This window comes from Janthinobacterium aestuarii, from assembly GCF_046113285.1.
In the GTDB taxonomy this organism is placed as follows: Bacteria; Pseudomonadota; Gammaproteobacteria; order Burkholderiales; family Burkholderiaceae_D; genus Janthinobacterium.
The window spans coordinates 1,771,218-1,792,096 of record NZ_CP142524.1; the positions used below are offsets into that span (position 1 = coordinate 1,771,218).

General features: G+C 61.4%; 20 protein-coding genes. 9 read left to right on the forward strand and 11 right to left on the reverse strand.

Annotated features, from left to right (window positions below):
• Nucleotides 1-16 precede the first annotated feature (16 nt).
• The gene (locus tag OX462_RS07905; RefSeq protein WP_409028144.1) at nt 17-1,723 is read left to right on the forward strand and encodes a lactate permease LctP family transporter; all 1,707 of its coding nucleotides are present in this window, start codon (nt 17-19) and stop codon (nt 1,721-1,723) included.
• Between the two features lie 58 nt (nt 1,724-1,781).
• On the opposite strand, the gene OX462_RS07910 is transcribed toward OX462_RS07905, so the two are convergent.
• The 3 genes from OX462_RS07910 to OX462_RS07920 form a co-directional block, all read right to left on the reverse strand.
• Complete coding sequence (locus OX462_RS07910; RefSeq protein ID WP_409028145.1) at nt 1,782-2,309, reverse strand: NADPH-dependent FMN reductase; 528 nt, start codon at nt 2,307-2,309, stop codon at nt 1,782-1,784.
• Between the two features lie 111 nt (nt 2,310-2,420).
• On the reverse strand, nt 2,421-2,654 hold the full coding sequence (locus OX462_RS07915) for a DUF3563 family protein (protein WP_080698581.1): 234 nt from the start codon (nt 2,652-2,654) through the stop codon (nt 2,421-2,423).
• Nucleotides 2,655-2,753: 99 nt separating this feature from the next.
• A complete protein-coding gene (locus tag OX462_RS07920) occupies nt 2,754-2,984 on the reverse strand; it encodes a hypothetical protein (protein WP_139143068.1) in 231 nt (76 codons plus the stop codon).
• 105 nt (nt 2,985-3,089) lie between these two features.
• Here OX462_RS07920 and fucP point away from each other — a divergent pair, with 105 nt between their 5' ends.
• Nucleotides 3,090-4,391 (forward strand): L-fucose:H+ symporter permease, encoded by a 1,302-nt coding sequence (fucP, locus tag OX462_RS07925; protein WP_070290605.1) that lies wholly within the window; start codon nt 3,090-3,092, stop codon nt 4,389-4,391.
• Nucleotides 4,392-4,442: 51 nt separating this feature from the next.
• Here fucP and OX462_RS07930 read toward each other — a convergent pair whose 3' ends face one another.
• Entirely contained in the window at nt 4,443-5,336 is an 894-nt protein-coding gene (locus OX462_RS07930) for a LysR substrate-binding domain-containing protein (protein ID WP_409028146.1), read from the reverse strand.
• 160 nt (nt 5,337-5,496) lie between these two features.
• Between OX462_RS07930 and OX462_RS07935 the strand changes: the two genes are divergently transcribed.
• Nucleotides 5,497-6,993, forward strand: coding sequence for a succinyl-CoA:acetate CoA-transferase ScpC (locus tag OX462_RS07935; protein ID WP_070219210.1), 1,497 nt, complete (start codon nt 5,497-5,499; stop codon nt 6,991-6,993).
• A 60-nt stretch (nt 6,994-7,053) separates the two neighbouring features.
• Here the strand turns inward: OX462_RS07935 and OX462_RS07940 are convergent, their stop codons facing one another.
• On the reverse strand, nt 7,054-7,425 hold the full coding sequence (locus OX462_RS07940; RefSeq protein ID WP_070219183.1) for a hypothetical protein: 372 nt from the start codon (nt 7,423-7,425) through the stop codon (nt 7,054-7,056).
• A gap of 96 nt (nt 7,426-7,521) precedes the next feature.
• Nucleotides 7,522-8,184, reverse strand: a complete 663-nt coding sequence (locus OX462_RS07945; RefSeq protein ID WP_121670135.1) for a TetR/AcrR family transcriptional regulator — start codon at nt 8,182-8,184, stop codon at nt 7,522-7,524.
• Nucleotides 8,185-8,483: 299 nt separating this feature from the next.
• Between OX462_RS07945 and OX462_RS07950 the strand changes: the two genes are divergently transcribed.
• The 3 genes from OX462_RS07950 (at nt 8,484) to OX462_RS07960 (ending at nt 11,430) form a co-directional block, all read left to right on the forward strand.
• Nucleotides 8,484-9,605, forward strand: a complete 1,122-nt coding sequence (locus OX462_RS07950) for a M14 family metallopeptidase (RefSeq protein ID WP_409028147.1) — start codon at nt 8,484-8,486, stop codon at nt 9,603-9,605.
• A 12-nt stretch (nt 9,606-9,617) separates the two neighbouring features.
• On the forward strand, nt 9,618-10,082 hold the full coding sequence (locus OX462_RS07955) for a CYTH domain-containing protein (RefSeq protein ID WP_409028148.1): 465 nt from the start codon (nt 9,618-9,620) through the stop codon (nt 10,080-10,082).
• 116 nt (nt 10,083-10,198) lie between these two features.
• A protein-coding gene (locus OX462_RS07960; protein WP_254670581.1) for an IS3 family transposase occupies nt 10,199-11,430 on the forward strand; the annotation gives its coding sequence in 2 pieces (ribosomal slippage) (nt 10,199-10,564 and nt 10,567-11,430; 1,230 coding nt in all).
• A gap of 226 nt (nt 11,431-11,656) precedes the next feature.
• Here the strand turns inward: OX462_RS07960 and OX462_RS07965 are convergent.
• The 5 genes from OX462_RS07965 to OX462_RS07985 form a co-directional block, all read right to left on the reverse strand.
• The gene (locus tag OX462_RS07965; RefSeq protein ID WP_070219186.1) at nt 11,657-12,910 is read right to left on the reverse strand and encodes a DUF2863 family protein; all 1,254 of its coding nucleotides are present in this window, start codon (nt 12,908-12,910) and stop codon (nt 11,657-11,659) included.
• A 213-nt stretch (nt 12,911-13,123) separates the two neighbouring features.
• Complete coding sequence (gene acnA, locus OX462_RS07970) at nt 13,124-15,844, reverse strand: aconitate hydratase AcnA (RefSeq protein ID WP_070310013.1); 2,721 nt, start codon at nt 15,842-15,844, stop codon at nt 13,124-13,126.
• 85 nt (nt 15,845-15,929) lie between these two features.
• Nucleotides 15,930-16,475, reverse strand: a complete 546-nt coding sequence (locus tag OX462_RS07975; RefSeq protein ID WP_070219188.1) for a hypothetical protein — start codon at nt 16,473-16,475, stop codon at nt 15,930-15,932.
• Nucleotides 16,476-16,488: 13 nt separating this feature from the next.
• Entirely contained in the window at nt 16,489-17,487 is a 999-nt protein-coding gene (locus tag OX462_RS07980; protein ID WP_099410103.1) for an HpcH/HpaI aldolase/citrate lyase family protein, read from the reverse strand.
• A gap of 113 nt (nt 17,488-17,600) precedes the next feature.
• The gene (locus OX462_RS07985; protein WP_070219190.1) at nt 17,601-18,590 is read right to left on the reverse strand and encodes a malate dehydrogenase; all 990 of its coding nucleotides are present in this window, start codon (nt 18,588-18,590) and stop codon (nt 17,601-17,603) included.
• 305 nt (nt 18,591-18,895) lie between these two features.
• Here OX462_RS07985 and OX462_RS07990 point away from each other — a divergent pair, with 305 nt between their 5' ends.
• The 3 genes from OX462_RS07990 (at nt 18,896) to sdhD (ending at nt 20,878) form a co-directional block, all read left to right on the forward strand.
• Nucleotides 18,896-19,780 carry a GntR family transcriptional regulator gene (locus OX462_RS07990; RefSeq protein WP_083286946.1) on the forward strand — a complete coding sequence of 295 codons (885 nt, stop codon included), beginning with the start codon at nt 18,896-18,898 and terminating at the stop codon, nt 19,778-19,780.
• Nucleotides 19,781-20,087: 307 nt separating this feature from the next.
• Nucleotides 20,088-20,510: a succinate dehydrogenase, cytochrome b556 subunit gene (gene sdhC, locus OX462_RS07995; protein WP_034752080.1), complete on the forward strand. Its 423-nt coding sequence runs from the start codon at nt 20,088-20,090 to the stop codon at nt 20,508-20,510.
• A gap of 2 nt (nt 20,511-20,512) precedes the next feature.
• A complete protein-coding gene (gene sdhD / locus OX462_RS08000) occupies nt 20,513-20,878 on the forward strand; it encodes a succinate dehydrogenase, hydrophobic membrane anchor protein (protein WP_034752078.1) in 366 nt (121 codons plus the stop codon).
• Nucleotide 20,879: the final 1 nt, after the last annotated feature.

Consider the following 20,879-nt stretch of genomic DNA (forward strand, 5'->3'; position numbering starts at 1 on the left):
CCGGAGGAGACCCGACATGCAAACCTGGACCCAACTTTATACACCGCTCGGCAGCTTGTGGCTGTCGTCGCTGGCGGCAGCCGTGCCCATTATTTTCTTCTTCATCGCCCTGGCGGCGCTGCGCATCAAGGGCCACGTGGCGGCCGCCGTCACCCTGGCGCTGGCGCTGGCGGTGGCCATCTTCGCGTACGGCATGCCCGTGCCGCAGGCGCTGGCTGCGGCCGGTTACGGTTTTGCGTATGGCTTGTGGCCCATCGCCTGGATCATCGTCACGGCTGTCTTCCTGTATAAAATCGTCGTGAAGACGGGGCAGATCGAGATCATCCGCGCCTCCGTGCTGTCGGTGACGGACGACCAGCGCCTGCAGGTGCTCTTGATCGGCTTTGCCTTCGGCGCCTTCCTGGAAGGGGCGGCCGGTTTCGGCGCGCCCGTGGCCATCACTTCGGCCTTGCTGGTGGGCCTGGGCTTCAATCCGCTGTATGCGGCGGGCCTGTGCCTGATCGCCAATACGGCGCCCGTGGCCTTCGGCGCCATGGGTATTCCCATCATCGTGGCGGGCCAGGTGACGGGCATCGACCCCTTCCTGATCGGCGCCATGGCGGGCCGCCAGTTGCCGTTGCTGTCGCTGCTGGTGCCGTTCTGGCTGGTCTTCATGATGGATGGCTTGCGCGGCGTGCGCGAAGTATGGCCGGCCGCCCTGGTGACGGGTTTGAGTTTTGCAGTGACCCAGTATTTCACGTCGAACCATATCGGCCCTGAACTGCCGGACATTACCTCGGCCCTCGTCAGCCTGGTGTCGCTGACCCTGTTCCTGAAGGTGTGGCAGCCGAAGAATGCGAAAGTGGCCCACGCCGTCGGCGGCGGCACGGCCGCGCTGTCCGGTTTTGGCGGCGCGGGCGGTGCTGTGGACCTGCGCGGCGGCGGCAACCGCGCCGCTTCCCCTTACACGACGGCGCAGACCATGCGTGCCTGGGCGCCGTTCGGCCTGTTGACGGCCATCGTCACCGTGTGGAGCCTGCCCGGCTTCAAGGCCCTGTTTGCCGCCGGCGGTGCCTTGTCTGGCCTGGTCATCAAGATTCACGTGCCCTATCTCGATAAACTGGTGATGAAGACGATGCCCATCGTGGCGGAACCGAAAGCGTATGACGCCGTGTTCAAGCTCGATATGCTGTCGGCCGTGGGCACGGCGATCTTGCTGACGGCCGTATTGTCGATGCTGATGCTGCGCATGAAGCCGCGCGATGGCGTCAAGGCGTTCGTGGAAACCGTGGTGGAATTGCGCCGTCCCGTGCTGTCGATCGGCCTGGTGCTGGCGTTTGCCTTCGTTGCCAATTACTCGGGCATGTCGTCCACGCTGGCCCTGCTGCTGGCCGGCAGCGGCGCCGCCTTCCCGTTCTTCTCGCCATTCCTGGGCTGGCTGGGCGTCTTCCTGACGGGTTCCGACACGTCGTCGAACGCCTTGTTCTGCTCGCTGCAAAACACGACGGCGCACCAGATCGGCGTGTCCGACACCTTGATGGTGGCGGCCAATACGACGGGCGGCGTGACGGCGAAGATGATCTCGCCCCAGTCGATCGCCGTCGCCTGCGCGGCAACGGGGCTGGTGGGCAAGGAATCGGATCTGTTCCGCTTCACCTTGAAGCACAGCCTGTTGTTTGCCGTGATCATCGGCATCATCACCATGCTGCAAGCGTATGTGTTCACCGGCATGATCCCGCATTGAGCGGTCCGTAGAAGTACGTAGTAAAACTAGATGAATTGATAGTAAAACGTGCAGACGGTCATGAAAATGACCTGATGCGCTGCAACATATCGAGGATGGCCCGGCGCAATGCCGGGTCTGCGGCGATGCCGTCCGCATCGAGTCCCGACCCCAGCAGGGGCAGGCTGATGCAGGCCTCGTCGATCAGGCGCGCCGACATGGTGCGCACCGTTTCGCGCAGTGCCGCCTGCGCGTGCGTGGCGCGCGGCGAGGCGTTCAGCAGCACCAGCGGCTTGTCGATGAACGATTCATTTCCCACCATCCAATCCAGCGCATTCTTCATGGGCCCGCTCACGCCGTGCGCATACTCGGGGCTGGCCAGCATCAGCACGTCGGCCGCCAGGATGGCGTCGCGCAGACCCGTCACGGCGGGCAGGCTGTCGGCGTCGAGGTCAGGATTGAACAGCGGCAGTTCACCGAGTCCCGGATGGATGCGGATGTCGAATGACGGCGGGGCAAGCCGGGCAATGGCGCGCAGCAGGGCGGTGTTCAGCGAGGCGGCGCGCAGGCTGCCGGCGATGGCGAGGATGGTAATGGGCGTTTGCATCCCGCCTGTATAGCCCATCCTGTGCTCAAGCGCAAGGCGAGCAGGATGGCGCTATCGATGTTGCAACAGCCGATGACGGGCTGTGACGAGTGGCTGGGTATTACGGCACTCTTAACGGCTCAGACCGCTCATCCAGCTTGGCTGCGGGTTGGCACGGGCCAGTTCGCGCATGCGGTATTCCAGATCGTAACGGTCGGTCGATTCGGCCAGGTAGGCTTCTTCGTAAGCGCGCTCGCGGCGGTCGCTGCTTTGGTTCAGCCAGGCACCGACGCGTTTTGCGGCGTGGACCAGGGTGGCGACGATATTGCTGTTTTGCGTGGTGTGGTAAGTAAATGCGGTAGACATGGCAGACTCCTTATGTGGCGTGCCGCGTTGTGCTGCACTGCAATATAAGTATAGCGACTCCAAGTTATAAGGCTACTTTTGATTTCAAATGTCAGCTATTCAATTTTGAAATAACAGCCGGGAAAGCTGCGCAATACGGGGCTTTAAGGCATAATGCGGGCGCAGTATCGTAGTTTTACTACAAGACTGTTTTGCCCCGAATGTTGTTTTCAGACGCAGCCCGCAGGCGTGCCGCGCCCACAAGACATCATTCTGGCGAGAAACGGTCGGCCGTGCGCCTGCCGCGCGCAAGAAGCGCCAAGCCTGCCCCATTTCGTTGATGGCAGTCATGGCCCACGCTGATATCTGCGTGGCGCTTGCGCGTCCTGGTGCTGCCCGGGTGGAAACGCTTCCATGCCTGGCAAGATCAACTTGGAATTGAAAAATGGAGAAGGTATGGAATACGTAAAGCAAGGCCAGGGCGTCCAGTCCGCGCAGGCCGGCACGCAAAACAATACAGGCGCCCTGATCATTGTCACGGTCCTGTTTTTCATGTGGGGACTGCTGACCTCGCTTAATGATGTGCTGATTCCCCATCTGCGCTCGATCTACACCTTGACCTATGTCCAGGCGATGCTGGTGCAGTTCTGCTTCTTTGGCGCCTACGCCATCGTTTCGCTGCCCGCCGGCATGCTGATCAAGAAAATCGGCTACCAGCGCGGCGTCGTCGCCGGCCTGCTGATCGCCGCCGCCGGCTGCGCCATGTTCTACCCGGCCTCGACCGGCAGCTATGCGCTGTTCCTGTTGTCCTTCTTCATCCTGGCGGCCGGCATCACCGTGCTGCAGGTGGCCGCCAACCCGTACGTGACGGAACTGGGCGACCCGCAGACGGCGTCGAGCCGATTGACCCTGACGCAGGCGTTCAATGCGCTGGGCACCACCGTGGCGCCTGCGCTGGGCGGCATGCTGATTTTGTCCGGCACCGTGCTGACGGTGCAGCAGTTCGACCTGCTGCCGGCGGCCGAGCAACTGGCCTACCGCGCCAAGGAAGCCGCTTCCGTGCAAGGCCCGTACCTGGTACTGGCTGCCACCCTGGTGATCCTGGCCGTGCTGTTCGCGCTGGCCAAACTGCCGAAGATTTCGCATGCCGACGATGCGGCCGCCCTGGCGCAGGACGGCAACAAGGTCTCGATCTGGTCGCACCGCCACCTGGTGCTGGGCGCGCTGGCCATCTTCCTGTACGTGGGCGGTGAAGTGAGCATCGGCAGCTTCCTGATCAACTTCCTGGGCGAGAGCCACATCGCGGGCCTCAGCCACGCAGACGCCGCCTATTTCGTCAGCTATTACTGGGGTGGCGCCATGCTGGGCCGCTTCGTCGGCTTTGCCGTGATGCGCTATGTCAGCCCGGGCAAGACTCTGGCCTTCAACGCCGCCGTCGTCATCGCGCTGATCCTCGTCGCCGTGTTCTCCAGCGGTCACACGGCCATGTGGGCATTGATCGCCGTCGGCCTGTTCAACTCCATCATGTTCCCGACCATCTTCAGCATGGCCTTGAACAAGCTGGGCGCGCAAACGGGGCAAGGTTCGGGCATCCTGTGCATGGCCATCGTCGGCGGCGCCATCGTGCCGTTCATCCAGGGCTTCCTGGCCGACCACATCAACCTGCAGCTGTCGTTCCTCGTGCCGGCCCTGTGCTACACGTTTATTTTGTACTTCGGCTGGAAGTACGCGAGCATGTACAGCGACGACGCCAAGTAAGCAAGGTAGCGTTATCAATATAAAGGGTGGCCTCGGCCACCCTTTATTACGTCAGTGCGCGAACTGCGTGCCCAGCACGTCCTGGCACACCTCGAGCCAGGCGCGCGCCGCGTGCGACAGATAGCGCCCGCTCCAGACGTGCGCCACCTGCCACGCCACCTCCGGCTCGACGATGCGCACCGCCTCCAACGGTTCGCCGGCCAGGCGGTGGATGAACGGCTCGGGCAGCAGGGCCACGCCCAGTCCCGCCGAGGCCATCGCCACCAGCCAGTCCCACTGGCCGCTCTGCGCGGCGATGGTTGGCGCGAAGCCCGCCTGCGCGAAATGCTGGCGCAGGCTGCGCGTGAGCGCGAAATCATCCTTGAGTAAGACCAGCGGCAGCTCGGCCAGCGCCTTGAAGGGCAGCGTCGTGCGGTTTTTCTGGAACGTGCCCGGCTCGGCCAAGGCCCAGATCGGGTAGCTGGCCACTTCCACGGCCACGAGGTCGAGTTCCGGGTCGGCCGGCAGCACCGTCATGCCGATTTCCAGTTCGCCGGCCGCCACCTTGCGTTCGATCTGCTGGCCCGTGTCTTCCTGCAGGGTCAGGCTGATGTGCGGATGGCGCGCGCGGAAGGCTTTTAATACAGGGGTAAACAGCACATTGATCATGGGCGGGATGCCCACCGTCAGGCTGCCGCGCTGCAAGGCCTGGGTATCGCGCACTTCCAGGGTCAGCTGGCGCATGTTTGCCAGCATTTCCTGGCCGTGCTGGTAGACGATGCGGCCCGTGTCCGTCAGGGTCAGCTTGCGCCCGTCGCGCACCAGCAGCTGCGCGCCCACTTCATCTTCCAGCTGGCGCACCATCTTGCTGATGGTCGACTGGGTCAGGTGCAGCGATTCGGCCGCCTGCGTAAAGCTCGACAGGCGCACGGTTTCGACGAAATAGCGCAGGGAACGGATATCCAAGAGGGTGCTCGGCAGTGGCGCGACATGAAAATATCGACTGGATGTGGCGAAATTAATTCATGCCATGCATGTAAGCGGGATTTTATACTGAAACCACTTATGGGGTTGGTGTATGACAGCCATCCAGTTTGAGAATATTAAGAATATCAGGAGCATCACGATGTACGAGGACCGTATCCGCCACCCAGGCTTGCTCAGCAAAATCATGAGCGCCGATGAGGCAGCCAAATTGTTCCACAGCGGCATGCGTGTAGGCATGAGCGGCTTTACCCGTGCCGGCGACGCCAAGGCCTTGCCGCGCGCCCTGGCCGAGCGTGCCCTGCAAGACCCCTTGAGCCTGACCCTGATCACGGGCGCTTCGCTGGGCAATGGCAGCGACGGCCTGATGGCCGAAGCGGGCGTGCTGGCGCGCCGCATGCCGTTCCAGGTCGACCCGGTCTTGCGCGGCAAGATCAACAAGGGCGAAGTCATGTTCATCGACCAGCATCTGTCGGAAACGGCTGAGCAGCTGCGCTCGGGCAACCTGGCTGCCGTCGACATCGCCGTCATCGAAGCGACGGCCATCACGGCGGCCGGCGCCATCATCCCGACCATGTCGGTGGGCAACTCCGCCGCCTTCGCCCAGCAGGCGAAGCAAGTCATCATCGAAATCAACCTGTCCACGCCGCTGGCGCTGGAAGGCTTGCACGACATCTATATTCCGCATACCTTGCCGGGCCGGGAACCGATTCCCCTCACGCGTGTCGACCAGCGCCTGGGCAGCACAGCCATCGCCATCGACCCGGCCCGCATCGCCGCCATCGTCATCACGGACAGCCCCGACAGCCCGTCGAACGCCTTGCCGCCCGACGCGGAAACGCAGGCGATCGCCGGCCATGTGATTGCCTTCCTCGAAGGCGAAGTGGCGGCCGGGCGCATGGGGCCGGAATTGCTGCCGCTGCAGGCGGGTATCGGCACCATCGCCAACGCCGTGCTGCACGGCCTGATCGGTTCGCCCTTCCAGAACATGACGATGTATTCGGAAGTGCTGCAGGACAGCGCCATCGAACTGCTCGATTCGGGCCAGCTGGCGTTCGCCTCGGCTTCGTCGATCACCCTGTCGGCCGCCGTGCACCAGAAGTTGATGGACAATATCGACCATTACCGCTCGAAAATCGTGCTGCGCCCGCAAGAGATCAGCAACCATCCGGAAATCGTGCGCCGCCTGGGCATCATCGCCCTGAATACGGCGCTGGAGTTCGATATCTATGGCAACGTCAATTCCACGCACGTGTGCGGCACGCACATGATGAACGGCATCGGCGGCTCGGGCGACTTCGCGCGCAACGGGCAAGTGTCGATGTTTGTGTCGAAATCGGCGGCCAAGGGCGGGCGCATTTCCAGCGTCGTGCCGATGGTCTCGCATGTCGACCATACGGAGCATGACGTCGACGTGCTGGTGACGGAGTGGGGCTATGCGGACTTGCGCGGCCTGGCGCCGCGCGAACGGGCGCCCTTGATCATCGAGCGCTGCACGCATCCCGCTTACCGCGATCAATTGCGCGCGTATTACGACGCGGCATGCCAGCGCGGTGGCCATACGCCGCACATCCTGGAACAGGCGCTGTCGTGGCATACGCGCTATCAGGAAACGCAGAGCATGCTGGCAGCGCAGTAGTTTGCGTCAGCGTAAACACAGGGCAGGGCGGTGCGGCACCGCGCCTGCCTTTTTCACAATTCAATACATATGCAGCGCCTTGGCGCCCAGGCCCAGCAGGGCAAACGTGGTGGTGGCCTGGATGCCCATGAACCACAGGAAGTGAGTGTGCATGTGTTTGCGGATGTCGCCCAGTTCCGTGCGCAAGGCGTGGCAGTCGCCGCGCAGGTCGCCGCGAAATTGCGTCAGGTCGGCCCGCAGCAGCTGCGACTCGTCGCGCAATTCCGCACGCACGTTGTCCAGGCCTTCGCCAAGACGCTGTTCCAGGGTCTTGAACCATAGCCGGTCATGTTCCCGGTCCGTTTCCAGTTTTGTCAGGCGCGCTTCCATGCGTACAGCATTGTTCGCGCTTTGCTGTTTGTCAAGCCGGTCCGTGGCATAGGCTTCGTTCATCTCGCACTCCTTCGCGCGAGCCGCGCTGCACCAGCGCAGGCGGCGTCACCCCACTGTCCGCCTTTTCCGTCCGGGCGGTTTGCGCTGGGTCAAACGTCACGAGGACGGTGCAAAGCGCAGGCGGATGCCTGCCGTGACGACAGCGAGCAGGTCGTCGATATGTGCGTTCATTTCCAGGTGCGGCGTCCATGGGTCGCCCGCATCCATGACGATGCGCAGGGAAACGAGGCCGTGCAGAGACTGCCAAAAGATTTGCGTCATCGTGTGCAGCGCCGGCTCGTCCTGGCGTACCTGACCCGTTTGCGCCAGTTCGCCGAACAGGTGCAGCGCGTAGGCATACGGGTCTTGCTCGATATTGCCGTGTTCCACTTCGACGGCGTCGACTTCCGCGTGCGGACGCAGCTCCATGAAGATCAGCGAATACTCGTCCGGATGCTGGAAGCCGTACTCGATGTAGGCGCGGCCGACCAGGCTGATGCGTTCCCATGGGTCCATGCTGTTGGCGCAGGCGGTGCGCATGGCGCGTACCAGTTCCAGCAAATCCTTGTCCATGGCCTGGGCGATCAGGGTGGCCTTGTCGCGGAACAGGGCGTACACGACGGTGGTGGAAAATCCTGCCGCCTCGGCCACCTTGCGGATGGAGACGGCGCGCGCGCCACCCTTTTTGATGAGGTCTTTGACGACGTCGATGATGTGTTCGCGCCGCGCCTGCGCCTCGCGCAACTTTCTTTCCTGAATATTGGTCAACTTCTTGTCCACGACTCTTTCCTGGCGACTCTATGAAAGCAGGAATTATAGGGGCGCGATGGCCCGCTAATGTGTCTGGCATTGTTACAATTCAGTTTTTTGTCCGGTGGATGCGACAGTAGACCGATTTTTCGCGCTTTTGACCCCCGCTTTTCCATCGATGCCCCGGAATGGTGCACGAATCGGCCGGCCAGGCTTTGCGAACGGGGACAAAGGGCGGAAAATAGAGGGATAGCTTACACTGCGTTTAGCGCAACGGCGGCCGCCCGCGAGGCGACGCCGGCACACTTACATTCGGACGGGATCATTACATGACCATTAAAATCAGCCAGAACTTCGACTCGGGCGCCATCGACGTGGTGAGCGCCACCAGCGCCGGCGCTATCGACCTGAACTTGCGCAAGGATAGCCACGCCGACATCCACCAGTGGTTCCACTTCCGCCTGCAGGGCGCGCGCGGCCAGGCATGCACGATGCGCTTCCTGAACGCGGGCCAGGCCACCTATCCGGCCGGCTATGAAGACTACCAGGCCGTGGCCAGCTACGACAGCGAAAACTGGTTCCGCGTGCCGACGACGTTCGACGGCCAGGTCATGACGATCTCGCACACGCCGGAACTTGACAGCGTGTACTACGCCTACTTCGAACCGTACTCGTGGGAACGCCATTTGCGCCTGCTGGGCGAAGTGGCCGAGCATCCGCTGGCGCGCGTATCGGACCTGGGCAGCACGGTCGATGGCCGCGACATGAACATGGTTACCATCGGCAATCCGCAGGCGCAAAAGAAAATCTGGGTCATCGCGCGCCAGCATCCGGGCGAATCGATGGCCGAATGGTTCGTCGAAGGCTTGATCGACTCGCTGCTCGACGACGCCAACCCGATCGCACGCAAACTCTTGCAGCGCGCCGTGTTCCACATCGTGCCGAACATGAACCCGGACGGCTCGATTCGCGGCAACCTGCGCACGAATGCGGCTGGCGCCAACCTGAACCGCGAATGGATGACGCCATCGCTGGAATCCAGCCCGGAAGTGCTGTGCGTGAAAAACAAGATCCACGAAACGGGCGTCGACATGTTCTTCGATATCCACGGCGATGAGGCGCTGCCGTACAACTTTGTGGCCGGCAACGAAATGCTGGAAAACTTCACACCGGCGCAAGCGGCGCACCAGAAAGCCTTCATCGAGCGCTACAAGCAGGCCAGCCCCGACTTCCAGGACAAGTTCGGCTATGCGGCCAGCAAGTACAAGTCGGACATGCTGACCCTGGCGTCGAAATACATCGGCCACCACTTCGGCTGTCTGGCGCTGACGCTGGAAATGCCGTTCAAGGAAAATGCCGACTTGCCGGACCCAAGCGTGGGCTGGAACGGCGCGCGCAGCGCGGCCCTGGGCGCGGCCATGCTGCAGCCTATCCTGCTGTCGCTCGATTGAGCGGCCTTGATCATGGGCGTCGAGATCGAGCGTAAATTCCTGCTGGCCGGCGACGCCTGGCGCGGCCTGGGGCAGGCGGTACTGCTGCGCCAGGGCTACCTGTCGTCCGCGCGCGAGCGCGTGGTGCGCGTGCGCATCGAGGGCGAACAGGCGATGCTGACCATCAAGGGCGCCAACGTGGGCACGACGCGCGGCGAGTGGGAGTATCCGATCCCGCTGGCCGACGCCGTCGAACTGCTCGACGGCCTGTGCGAACAGCCGCTGATCGAAAAGTACCGCCACCGCATCGAACACGCGGGCATGGTATGGGAAGTCGACGAGTTCCTGGGCGTCAATGCGGGCTTGCTCGTGGCCGAGATCGAACTGGCCTCGGAAGACCAGCCCTTCGAGAAGCCGGAATGGATAGGCGCGGAAGTGTCGGGCGATGCGCGCTACTACAATGCCAACCTGATCCGCCACCCGTTCTCGCAGTGGTGATAGTGTTTTAAATGACGTTGAAATGAAAAAGGCGGAACCGGGGTTCCGCCTTTTTTATGCGCCTGACCCATCCTGGAATAAGTTGACACTTTTTCGTTACAGAGAAGGAGTGTCCGATGGAACAAGGGTTTCGACGCAGTCAGCGAGATTACAGCCTGGCTTTTAAATTGAGCGTTGTCGAGCAGGTTGAAAAAGGCGAGATGACGTACAAGCAGGCGCAAACGCGCTACGGAATACAGGGTCGGTCGACAGTTTTGGTATGGTGTCGCAAACACGGCCTGCAGGATTGGACGCATCCCAGGGGCCGAAGCCAACGGAGAGCGACCATGACAGACACACCAGCCAGGCCACTGACGCCAGAGCAGCGCATCAAGGAGCTGGAGCGTCAGCTCAAGGAAGAAAAACAGAAATCCGCGCTGTTCGAGGCGGTTCTCGACGTTCTGCGTGACGAATACGGGGTGCCGGTAAAAAAGCCTTTGGGCAGGTCATCGCGCGCAAGCAAGTCGAAGGATTAAGCGTCGAACGGGCCTGCCGCTGTGTCGGCATCAGCCGCCAAGCGTATTACCAGCGCCGTCAGCGCGAGCGACATTGCCTGGACAGGGCGCAAACTGTCGTCAAGCTGGTGCAGCCGATACGCCTGCGCCAGCCACGCATCGGCACGCGCAAGCTGCACAGCATGCTCGGTGCAGCCTTTTCCGGTGCAAAAATCAAATTGGGACGCGATGGACTCTTTGATATCTTGCGCCAGGAGCGGCTGCTGGTGCAACCACAGCGGGCCTATCATAAGACCACGAATAGCCATCACCGCTTCCGGCGCCATCCCAATTTACTCAGGGAGGGGCCGGGACAAGTGCTCGCCACGCGGCCGGAGCAGGTGTGGGTAGCCGATATCACGTATCTCCCGACCGCCGGAAAATTCGTCTATCTGAGCTTGGTAACGGATGCGTATTCGCGCAAGATCGTGGGCTATCACGTGCACGCAAGCCTGCAAACCGAAGAGGTCAGCGAGGCCTTGAAGATGGCCCTGCGAGCACGACAGCGCAAGACGCCGCTGATCCATCATTCAGACAGGGGCATCCAGTACTGCTCGACTTACTATCAAGAAATTCATCGTCGTCATGGACTGACTTGCTCCATGACCGACGGCTACGACTGCTATCAGAATGCGCTGGCCGAACGTATCAACGGCATTCTGAAAGGCGAGTTCTTGCTGAATCGACCTGCAGACCTGAAACAGGCGAGCAAAATGGTGGCGCAATCGGTGCGGATATACAACCAGGAACGACCACATACGGCCTTGAAGTACAAAACGCCCGATGCGGTGCATCGGGCGTTTGTGCAGCAATAAATACTGTCAACCTATTTTAGGACTGGACAGCCAATACTGTTGTCGGATTACGCCGTTCCGGCTAATCCGACCTACGGCCTGCCTTTCAACCATTGCATCGACACCTATTGCATCGACACCTCTTCAAACCGTAGTCGGATTACGCCGTTCCGGCTAATCTGACCTACGGCCTATGCCGGCATTGTAGGTCGGATTAGCGCTGCGCGCGTAATCCGACAAGCCCGCATCAATGGAAATGCTCGGTACCCTGCGGCGTATCTTCCGGCATTTCCGCATGCGCCAGCTCGCCGACCGGGTCGGCAAACAGGGGGGCGCCGCAGTCGTCGCAATACTCTCCGACAAAACGTTCCGCGTGGCGCTTGATCTGCGTCACGCCGGCGGCGTTCAGGTGTTCGATGATTTCATCGACGGGCGTCTTTTGCTTGTCCAGCGCGGCGATGCCGACCTGGATCAGGCCTTCGATCGGCGTGCCATCCTCGTCTTCCTGGCCGTACAGGGGCCAGACGATGCCGTAGATGACGTCCGGCGCCTGGCGCAGGGTGAAGGCGATGCGGTACTCGTCGACCTGGCCGTCGGCCGCCTCTTCGCCGAAGCCGGCGATCACGGCGCGCAGTTCCGACGGTTCGATGGCCAGCGTGTGCGTCAGGTAGTGCACGGCGGCGCGCACGGACACGGGACGTATCAGCTTGTCCGCTTCGCGGCAGGCCACGTAGTACGCTTCCGGCAGCAGCAATTCCAGGCCGCAGCCGGGCAGCAGGCGGGCGATGGTCGGCGTCGCCTGCGTGCGCCATTGTTCCAGGGCGGCGCTGCGCTCGGCGATGAAGTCGAGCTGGCTCGAAGGCGTCTGCCAGCGGAACAGCGGTGCGCCGGCAGGCGCCACCACGGCCACCAGCAGGTAGCGCGTATCGGCCAGGAAGGGTGCCGTTTCCGCTTCTTTGCTGGAGGGCTTGACGGCCGTGCCCTTCAGGGCGGCCAGGGCCAGCTTTTGCGTCTTGGCATAGGTCTCGACGTGGCTGCGCGGCAACTGATCGATCGAGTACAGGGTTGGCGCCATGGCCATCTTCGTGCCATCGGCCAGCAGGTGGGCGGCGAAATGTGCGGACAGCACGCCGTGCGCGTCGCCGGCCATGGGGCCGGAGGCGATGGAAAAGCGCGTCCACGCAAGGATGGGCACGGCGACGAGCAGGGCGTCGTAGCGCACGTCTTCATGCGTGACGACGGTCGATTCGCTGATGGCTTCAACGCAGTCCATCAGCACGTCGTAGGCGTTCAAGTCTTCCTTGAACAGGCTGCCCAGGGTGTTGTCGATGGTGTCCTGGTGGCCGGTTTTGAGTAATTTCTGGAGCTGCGTATCCAGGCTGTGTTCCCAGGACCGCTCTTCGAGACGGCTGGCTGCCTGTACGATCGCCTGGGCAAAGGTGACCAGGCGCTGGCTGTCGGCAGTCAGTTTATGGGATGAATCTTTGGAAGGACGACGCATAGCGGGATAAGAGTCTCGGAAAGTGAAAAAAATGGATCAGTCAAACAATGATAAACCCTTATAACCGTATTGTAGAGGATTCAGCCGCACGCAATACGTAAGCTGTCCTTAGATCATGCCAATAGTCGAAATTTCAAGTCGGAACGGGGCGCAGGGGCGAAAAAAAGCGCCGGTTGAAACCGGCGCTTTGATCTTACCTCACAGCTGGGCTGCTTACTCTGCCAGCAGTTGACGCAGCACGAATGGCAGGATACCGCCATGCTTGTAGTAATCGACTTCGATCGGCGTATCGATGCGCAGCAGGACTTTGACTTCCTGGCTGCTGCCGTCGGCGCGGTGGATCACCAGGGTAGCCAGTTGCTGTGGCTTGATTTCGCCTTCGAGGCCTTTCAGGTCGAAGGTTTCATTGCCGGTGATGCCCAGCGTCTGCACGCTGTCGTCGCCGATGAATTGCAGCGGCAGCACGCCCATGCCCACCAGGTTCGAGCGGTGGATGCGCTCGAACGAACGGGTGATCACGGCTTTCACGCCCAGCAGCTGGGTGCCCTTGGCTGCCCAGTCGCGCGACGAGCCCGTACCGTACTCTTCGCCGCCGAAGACCATGGTTGGCGTGCCTTCAGCAACATATTTCATCGCTGCGTCGTAGATCGACATTTCTTCACCGGAAGGCTGGTGGATCGTGATGCCGCCTTCGACCGCCGAACCGTCCGCCTTGGCAGGGATCATGCGGTTTTTGATACGCACGTTGGCGAACGTGCCGCGCATCATGATTTCATGGTTGCCGCGGCGCGAGCCGTAGGAGTTGAAGTCCGCTTTCAGGACGCCGTTTTCCTTCAGCCATTTGCCTGCAGGACCGTTTTCCTGGATCGAGCCGGCTGGCGAGATGTGGTCGGTGGTGATGGAATCGCCGAACACGCCCAGTGCGCGCGCGCCTTCGATGCCGGTGGCCACAGCCGCTGGTGTCATCGAGAAGTTGTCGAAGAACGGCGGTTCCGCGATGTAGGTCGATTTCGGCCAGTTGTAGACTTGACCGGACACGGTGGTGACTTTTTCCCACAGCTTGCCTGGCGCGCCCTTGACGTCGGCGTAGTTGTCCTTGAATACCTTGGCGTTCATGGCGAACTTCATCATGGCCGACACTTCAGCCGAGGTCGGCCAGATGTCGCCCAGGTAGACGTCCTTGCCGCCCTTGCCCTTGCCGACAGGTTCCGTCATCAGGTCGCGCGTCATGTTGCCGGCGATGGCGTAAGCGACGACCAGCGGTGGCGAAGCGAGGAAGTTCGAGCGGATGTTCGGGTGGATACGCGCTTCGAAGTTGCGGTTGCCCGACAGCACGGCCGACGCGACGATGTCGTGCGTGGCAATCGCTGCGTTCAGCTCGGGCGTCAGGTCGCCCGCATTGCCGATACAGGTGGTGCAGCCGTAGGCGGTCACGCCGAAGCCCAGTTTTTCCAGGTAGGGCAGCAGGCCGGCGGCCGTCAGGTACTCGGTCACGACGCGCGAGCCGGGAGCCAGCGATGTCTTGATGTGCGGCGCGACCTTCAGGCCGGCTTCCACGGCTTTCTTGGCCAGCAGGCCGGCAGCCAGCATCACGCTCGGGTTCGAGGTGTTGGTGCACGAGGTGATCGCGGCGATCAGCACGTCACCGTTCGACACTTTCACGCCGTTCGTCGTTTCGTACACGGCAGCCAGGTCGGCCGGGTTCTTGTTGAAGCCGTTTTCGGTCGTCGGCTTGGCGAACAGCTCGGCGAAGTTGGCCTTGACGTTGCCGATTTCGATACGGTCTTGCGGGCGTTTCGGGCCGGCCAGCGACGGAGCGACCGATGCCAGGTTCAGTTCCACCACGCGGGTGTAGTCGATGTCGCCCGCTTTTGGCACGCCGAACAGGTTCTGCGCCTTGAAGTAGCCTTCGAACGCGGCGATTTCAGCCTTGCTGCGGCCGGTGCCCTTGAAGTAGTCGATGGTCGCTTCGTCGACGGGGAAGAAGCCCATGGTCGCGCCGTATTCCGGTGCCATGTTGGCGATCGTCGCGCGGTCCGTCAGGGTCAAGGACTCAGTGCCTTCGCCGAAGAATTCGACGAACTTGCCGACGACTTTCTCTTTGCGCAGCAATTCGGTAATCGTCAGTACCAGATCGGTGGCGGTGCAGCCTTCGCGCAGCGCGCCGGACAGGTTTACGCCGATGACGTCCGGCGTCAGGAAGTAGACCGGCTGGCCCAGCATGCCGGCTTCCGCCTCGATGCCGCCCACGCCCCAGCCGACTACGCCGATGCCGTTGATCATGGTGGTGTGCGAGTCGGTGCCGACCAGGGTGTCAGGGTAGTACACGTCGCCGGCTTTCTTGCCTGCGTGGTGCACGCCGCGCGCCAGGTATTCCAGGTTGACCTGGTGGACGATGCCGAAGCCCGGCGGCACGACGCCGAAGGTGTCGAATGCCTGCATGCCCCATTTCATGAACTGGTAACGCTCGTTGTTACGCGAGAATTCCAGTTTCATGTTCAGGTCCAGCGCTTTCTTTTCGCGGTAGTGATCGATGGTGACCGAGTGGTCGACCACCAGGTCGACCGGCACCAGCGGTTCGATCTTCTTGGCGTTGATGCCCATCTTGGCGGCCACGTTGCGCATCGCTGCCAGGTCGGCCAGCAGCGGTACGCCGGTGAAGTCTTGCAGCACGACGCGCGCCACTACGAACGGGATCTCGTCGGTGCGCTCGGCGGTCGGGCCCCAGCTCGCCAATTGCTTGACGTGTTCTTCGGTGACTTTTTTGCCGTCGCAGTTGCGCAATACCGATTCGAGCACGATGCGAATCGACACTGGCAGGCGGGAGACATTGATGCCCAGGCTTTTTTCCAGCGCAGGCAGGGAATACAGCTTGCCCTTCTTGCTGTCCGAAATATTAAAGTCCTTGAGCGTGTTCAGAGTGTTGCGGGACATGACCTCTCCTTGTTGGGTATCGTCTTATTGATTATTCAAATTACAAAACATGACTGAGCCCCCGAAGAGGCCCTTGCTACGCACATCAGCCGCCGGTCGCCGGCAGCACGCCCAGCGATGGCGCGGCTTCCACCACTGCCGCCGGCTTGGCTTGCTCCGCATCCTTGCATTCATTGGCCAGCTGGCGGCCCTGCTTGGAGTCGAGCAGCATGCCTTTGGCCGGGATGCCGATCCACACGAGACCATACAGACGGTTCTCGAAGCGGTTGGCGCCGGTGGTGGTGCCAACGCGGCTCAGGCGGTGCAGGCGCTTCTTCCAGCGCAGGGCGATGTGTTTGTCGTCAGTAGCATTGGTGTAGATGGTAATTTTATTACCAAGTTCACAATTGAAATCGGTGGAGGCCGAGCCTGCCGTGTTCGGTTCATCGGCTTCTTCCTTGTCGGCGACCGACATGGCGAGCGGATGGGCTTCCTTGGCGGCAGCTTTTGCCTTGGCGGCCTTGGCCTTTGGCTTGGCCTTGACGGCCTTGGGATTTGCCTCTGCCGTGGCGGCGAAGCTGGCTGGCGCCAGCGTGAGGGTCATGGCGCCCAGCGCGACGCTGCAGGCAATTGCTAATTTGGAGAGGGACATCGTGTAATTCCTGTCAGTTTTCAGTGGTGCTGGAAGAGGGGGTGTTGAGTAATGCAGCAGCCGCCTCGGGCAGGCCGAGGCCCGCCAGTTTGGCGCGTTGCAAAACGGTCCAATAATATCGGTAGCTGGCGCGGTCGTGCAAGCGGCCATTTTGCGCAATCGGCCCCCAGTTGGCGCGCAGCGCTTCGTTGAGGATGTTGCTGGCCTCGTTGACTTCGGACAGGCGCGGCGTAAAGGCCTTGATGATGGGCTTGATCTGGTCCGGGTGGATGCTCCACATGCGCGTGTAGCCGAACTCGGCTGTCGCGCGCTGGGCGTCGTTGGCCACCACGGCCGAATCGCGCACGTCCGTCGTCACGTTATGCGACGCCACCTTGCCGTGCGCGTGGCAGGCGGCCGCCACTTCGAGCTTGGCGCGCACCACCAGCGGGTGCGTGAACTGGCCCGGCGTGCGCATGGCGGCGGCGGGAATGGCGCCGTAGTGGGCCGAGACGAAATCCATGATGCCGAAGGACAGGCATTCGACCTGGGGCAGGGCGGCGATCGCATAGGCGTCGCGCAGCGCGCCGTGCGTCTCGATCAGGATGTGCACGGGCAGGTTGTCGCGGCCGGCGCGGCGCGCGTGCAGGTTGATCAGGTCGATGGCCAGCATGGCGTCCTGCACGCCGGCCACCTTGGGCACGGCGATGTAGGCCAGGCGGGATGCGGCCGTGCAGATGATTTCCACGTCGCGCGCGAAAAACGGGCTGTCGACGTCGTGCACGCGCACGCCGATGCGGTTGAACTGGTTGTCGTCGCTGGCCAGCAGGCCGGCGATCATCAGGGCGTGGGATTCTTCATTGCCGGCGCTGGCGCCGTCTTCGCAGTCAAATGTGATGTCGAACAGGGGACCAAGCTCTTGTTGCAAAGCAATCGATTTACGCATCAGCTTTTCAGAGCCGGCGTAGTGGTCGCAAGCGGCGAGCAACAGCGGCTGGCGTTTGCCTTGGAATAAAACCTCGGAAGGGTGCATGCTTAAGGCATTTCTGCAGGTAAAGACTACTTGATAAAACAGCCGCGCCGCGAATCTCGCGGGGCGGCCTTCGTGGCGGGCGGCACGTTTGCGCCGCGCCGCCAGAACTGGACTTAGGCCAGCAGGTGTTTCACGCCTTCGCGCTCTTCGGTCAGTTCTTTCAGGGTCAGGTTGATGCGCTCTTGCGAGAATGCATCGATTTCCAGACCTTGAACGATCGTGTACTCACCGTTGTCGGTGGTGACCGGGAAGCCGAACACGGTGCCTTCCGGGATGCCATACGAGCCATCCGAAGGAACGCCCATGGTGGTCCACTTGCCGTTCGTGCCCAGCATCCAGTCATGGATGTGGTCGATGGCGGCGTTCGCTGCCGACGCTGCCGACGACAGGCCGCGCGCTTCGATGATGGCCGCGCCGCGCTTGCCGACGGTTGGCAGGAACACGTTGGCGTTCCATTCCTGGTCGTTGATCAGGTCTTTCACAGCCTTGCCGTTGACGGTGGCGAAGCGGTAGTCGGCGTACATCGTTGGCGAGTGGTTGCCCCACACGGTCAGCTTTTCGATGTCTTTCACGGCGGTGCCGGTCTTGGCAGCGACTTGCGACAGCGCGCGGTTGTGGTCCAGGCGCAGCATGGCGGTGAAGTTTTTCGCCGGCAGCGATGGCGCCGATTTCATGGCGATGTAGGCGTTGGTGTTGGCAGGGTTGCCGACCACCAGCACTTTGACGTTGCGCGAAGCGACGGCGTCGAGCGCCTTGCCTTGCACCGTGAAGATCTGCGCGTTCGCTTCCAGCAGGTCCTTGCGTTCCATGCCTGGGCCGCGTGGACGCGCGCCAACCAGTACGGCCACGTCGACATCCTTGAAGGCGGTCAGCGGATCGGAGTGGGCGGTCATTTCCGTCAGCAGCGGGAAGGCGCAGTCGTCGATTTCCATCATCACGCCCTTGAGCGCCTTCTGGGCTTTTTCGTCCGGGATTTCAAGCAGTTGCAAGATGACAGGCTGGTCTTTGCCGAGCATGTCGCCATTGGCGATGCGGAACAACAGGGCGTAGCCGATCTGGCCGGCGGCGCCGGTCACTGCAACACGCATTGGGGTTTTAGCCATGATGAATCTCCAAAAATGGGAAAGAAAACGGGCTTGAAGCTGGGCTTACGCTTATCCGGAAAAACTATAATGATACCAAAACCGGCCCGCGCCACCGAATTGCTGGTGTACGCTGCCGTCACGCTCGTGCTGCACGAAGCCAGAGTGGCTGGCCGACAACATAAAACGCGGGCTCACATGTTTTATCGAGGGCAGTTTAGGCCTCCGATCTCTATCTGTCAATCATATCTTATGTCTTATATAAGACAGATAACCGCGTCTGTTTTACTGGACGCGGGCAGTGATTTGTGTTGAAATGTCGGACTATGAATTCCGCCTCGTCCAATCTGACCAACAATGCCACTGCTGCAAGCGGGGCGGTCAGTCCGACCGCGGGCACCCCGGCCACGCCCGTCCCCGCGGCGGCCAGTACGCCAGTCACCGTGACGGCCGCCAGCAATACCACTGCTTCCGCCGTGCCTGCAGTCACTGCTTCGCCCACCTTCAGTCCCCTGTACCAGCAGATCAAGGCGCTCATCACGCAAAGCCTGCAATCGGGCGAATGGAAACCGGGCGAGCTCATTCCCAGCGAGGTCGAGCTGGCCGGCCGCTTCAAGGTCAGCCAGGGCACGGTGCGCAAGGCCATCGATGAACTGGCCGCCGAGAATCTCGTCATGCGCCGCCAGGGCAAGGGCACTTTCGTTTCCACCCACCATGAGGCGCGCGCGCATTTCCGCTTCCTGCGCCTGGTGCCGGACGAAGGCGTGCCGCATTATCCCGAAAGCAAATTCATCGAAGTCAAGCGCGTGCGCGCGCCGGCCGACGTGGCGCGCCTGATGGACCTGAAGTCCGGCGACGCCGTCATCTTCATCAAGCGCGTCCAGTATTTCGACGGCGTGCCGACCATCGTCGAAGAGCTGTGGCTGCCCGGCCTGATCTTCAAGGGTCTGACGGCCGAGCGCCTGGTGGAATACAAGGGGCCCATGTACGGCCTGTTCGAAACGGAATTCGGCACGCGCATGATACGCGCGTCCGAGCAGATCCGCGCCGTGTGCGCCGACGCGGGCGCCGCGCAACTGTTGAATATCGACCTCGGCACGCCCTTGCTCAGTTCCGAGCGCGTGTCGTTTACCTACGGCGACAAGCCGGTCGAACTGCGCCGGGGCTTGTACCTGACCAGTCGCCACCATTATCAGAATGAACTCAGCTGAAGCTGCGGGGCGCCTGCGGGTGTCCGCACAAGCGGCAAGGCTGAAGTGCATCGCTTGCAAGATGCCTGTCGCAAGGCGGGCTACGGAGACAACGGAAAGCGCAGCGACAACATGGCCCGCCCCCGGCGGGCCGTGTTTTGCCAGCGATTCTGTAATTAAATTACGTGAACTACGGAAAGTAGCGCGGTATTTTGTAGTAAAAAACCATTTTGGTTATATGTAACAATAGATATTGGTATGGGTTGCGAAAATCGGCGAAAATCGCGGCTTCAATATTTAGTTGAAATTCAAAGGGGAGGTTTTTGTTATGTCTGAAGCCGTAAGAGAAGTACCAAAAAAAGAACGGCCGCAATTCCGTAACATTCATGTTACCGAATTGTCGAACTACCGCATGGCTGTCGGCGCCATCGTCTCGATCCTGCATCGCATCAGCGGTTTCATCATTTTCGCCTTGCTGCCATGCATACTGTACATGCTGGAACTGAGCCTGCGTTCCGAAATGTCCTATGCCTACTTCCAGGGCATCGCCTCGCACTGGTTCGTCAAGCTGATCACCCTGGGTCTGGTCTGGGCCTTCCTGCACCACTTCTGCGCCGGTATCCGTCACCTGTTCATGGATGTGCACGTTGCCATCGAAAAAGATTCGGCCCGCAAGACCGCGTCGTCCGTGCTGGTCGTGAGCCTGGTGTTGACGGCTTTGGTCGCTTTGAAACTGTTTGGAGTATTTTAAACATGGCAGACAATAATATCGGACCGAAACGCCTCGTCGTCGGTGCCCATTACGGCTTGCGCGACTGGCTGGCGCAACGCGTCACCGCCATCGTCATGGTGGCTTATGTGGCCATCCTGCTTATTTCTTTCCTGACCGGCAGCAACTTCAGCTATGAAGGCTGGGCCGGTCTGTTCGCACAGCAGTGGTTTAAATTGTTCAGCCTGGTGACCTTCGTCGCCCTGTTCTACCACGCATGGGTCGGCGTACGCGACATCTGGATGGACTACGTGAAAAGCGCTGGCCTCCGTCTGACCCTGCAAATTGCCACCATGCTGTGGTTGATCGCTTGTGCCGGCTGGACGGTACAGATACTCTGGAGTGTGTAAT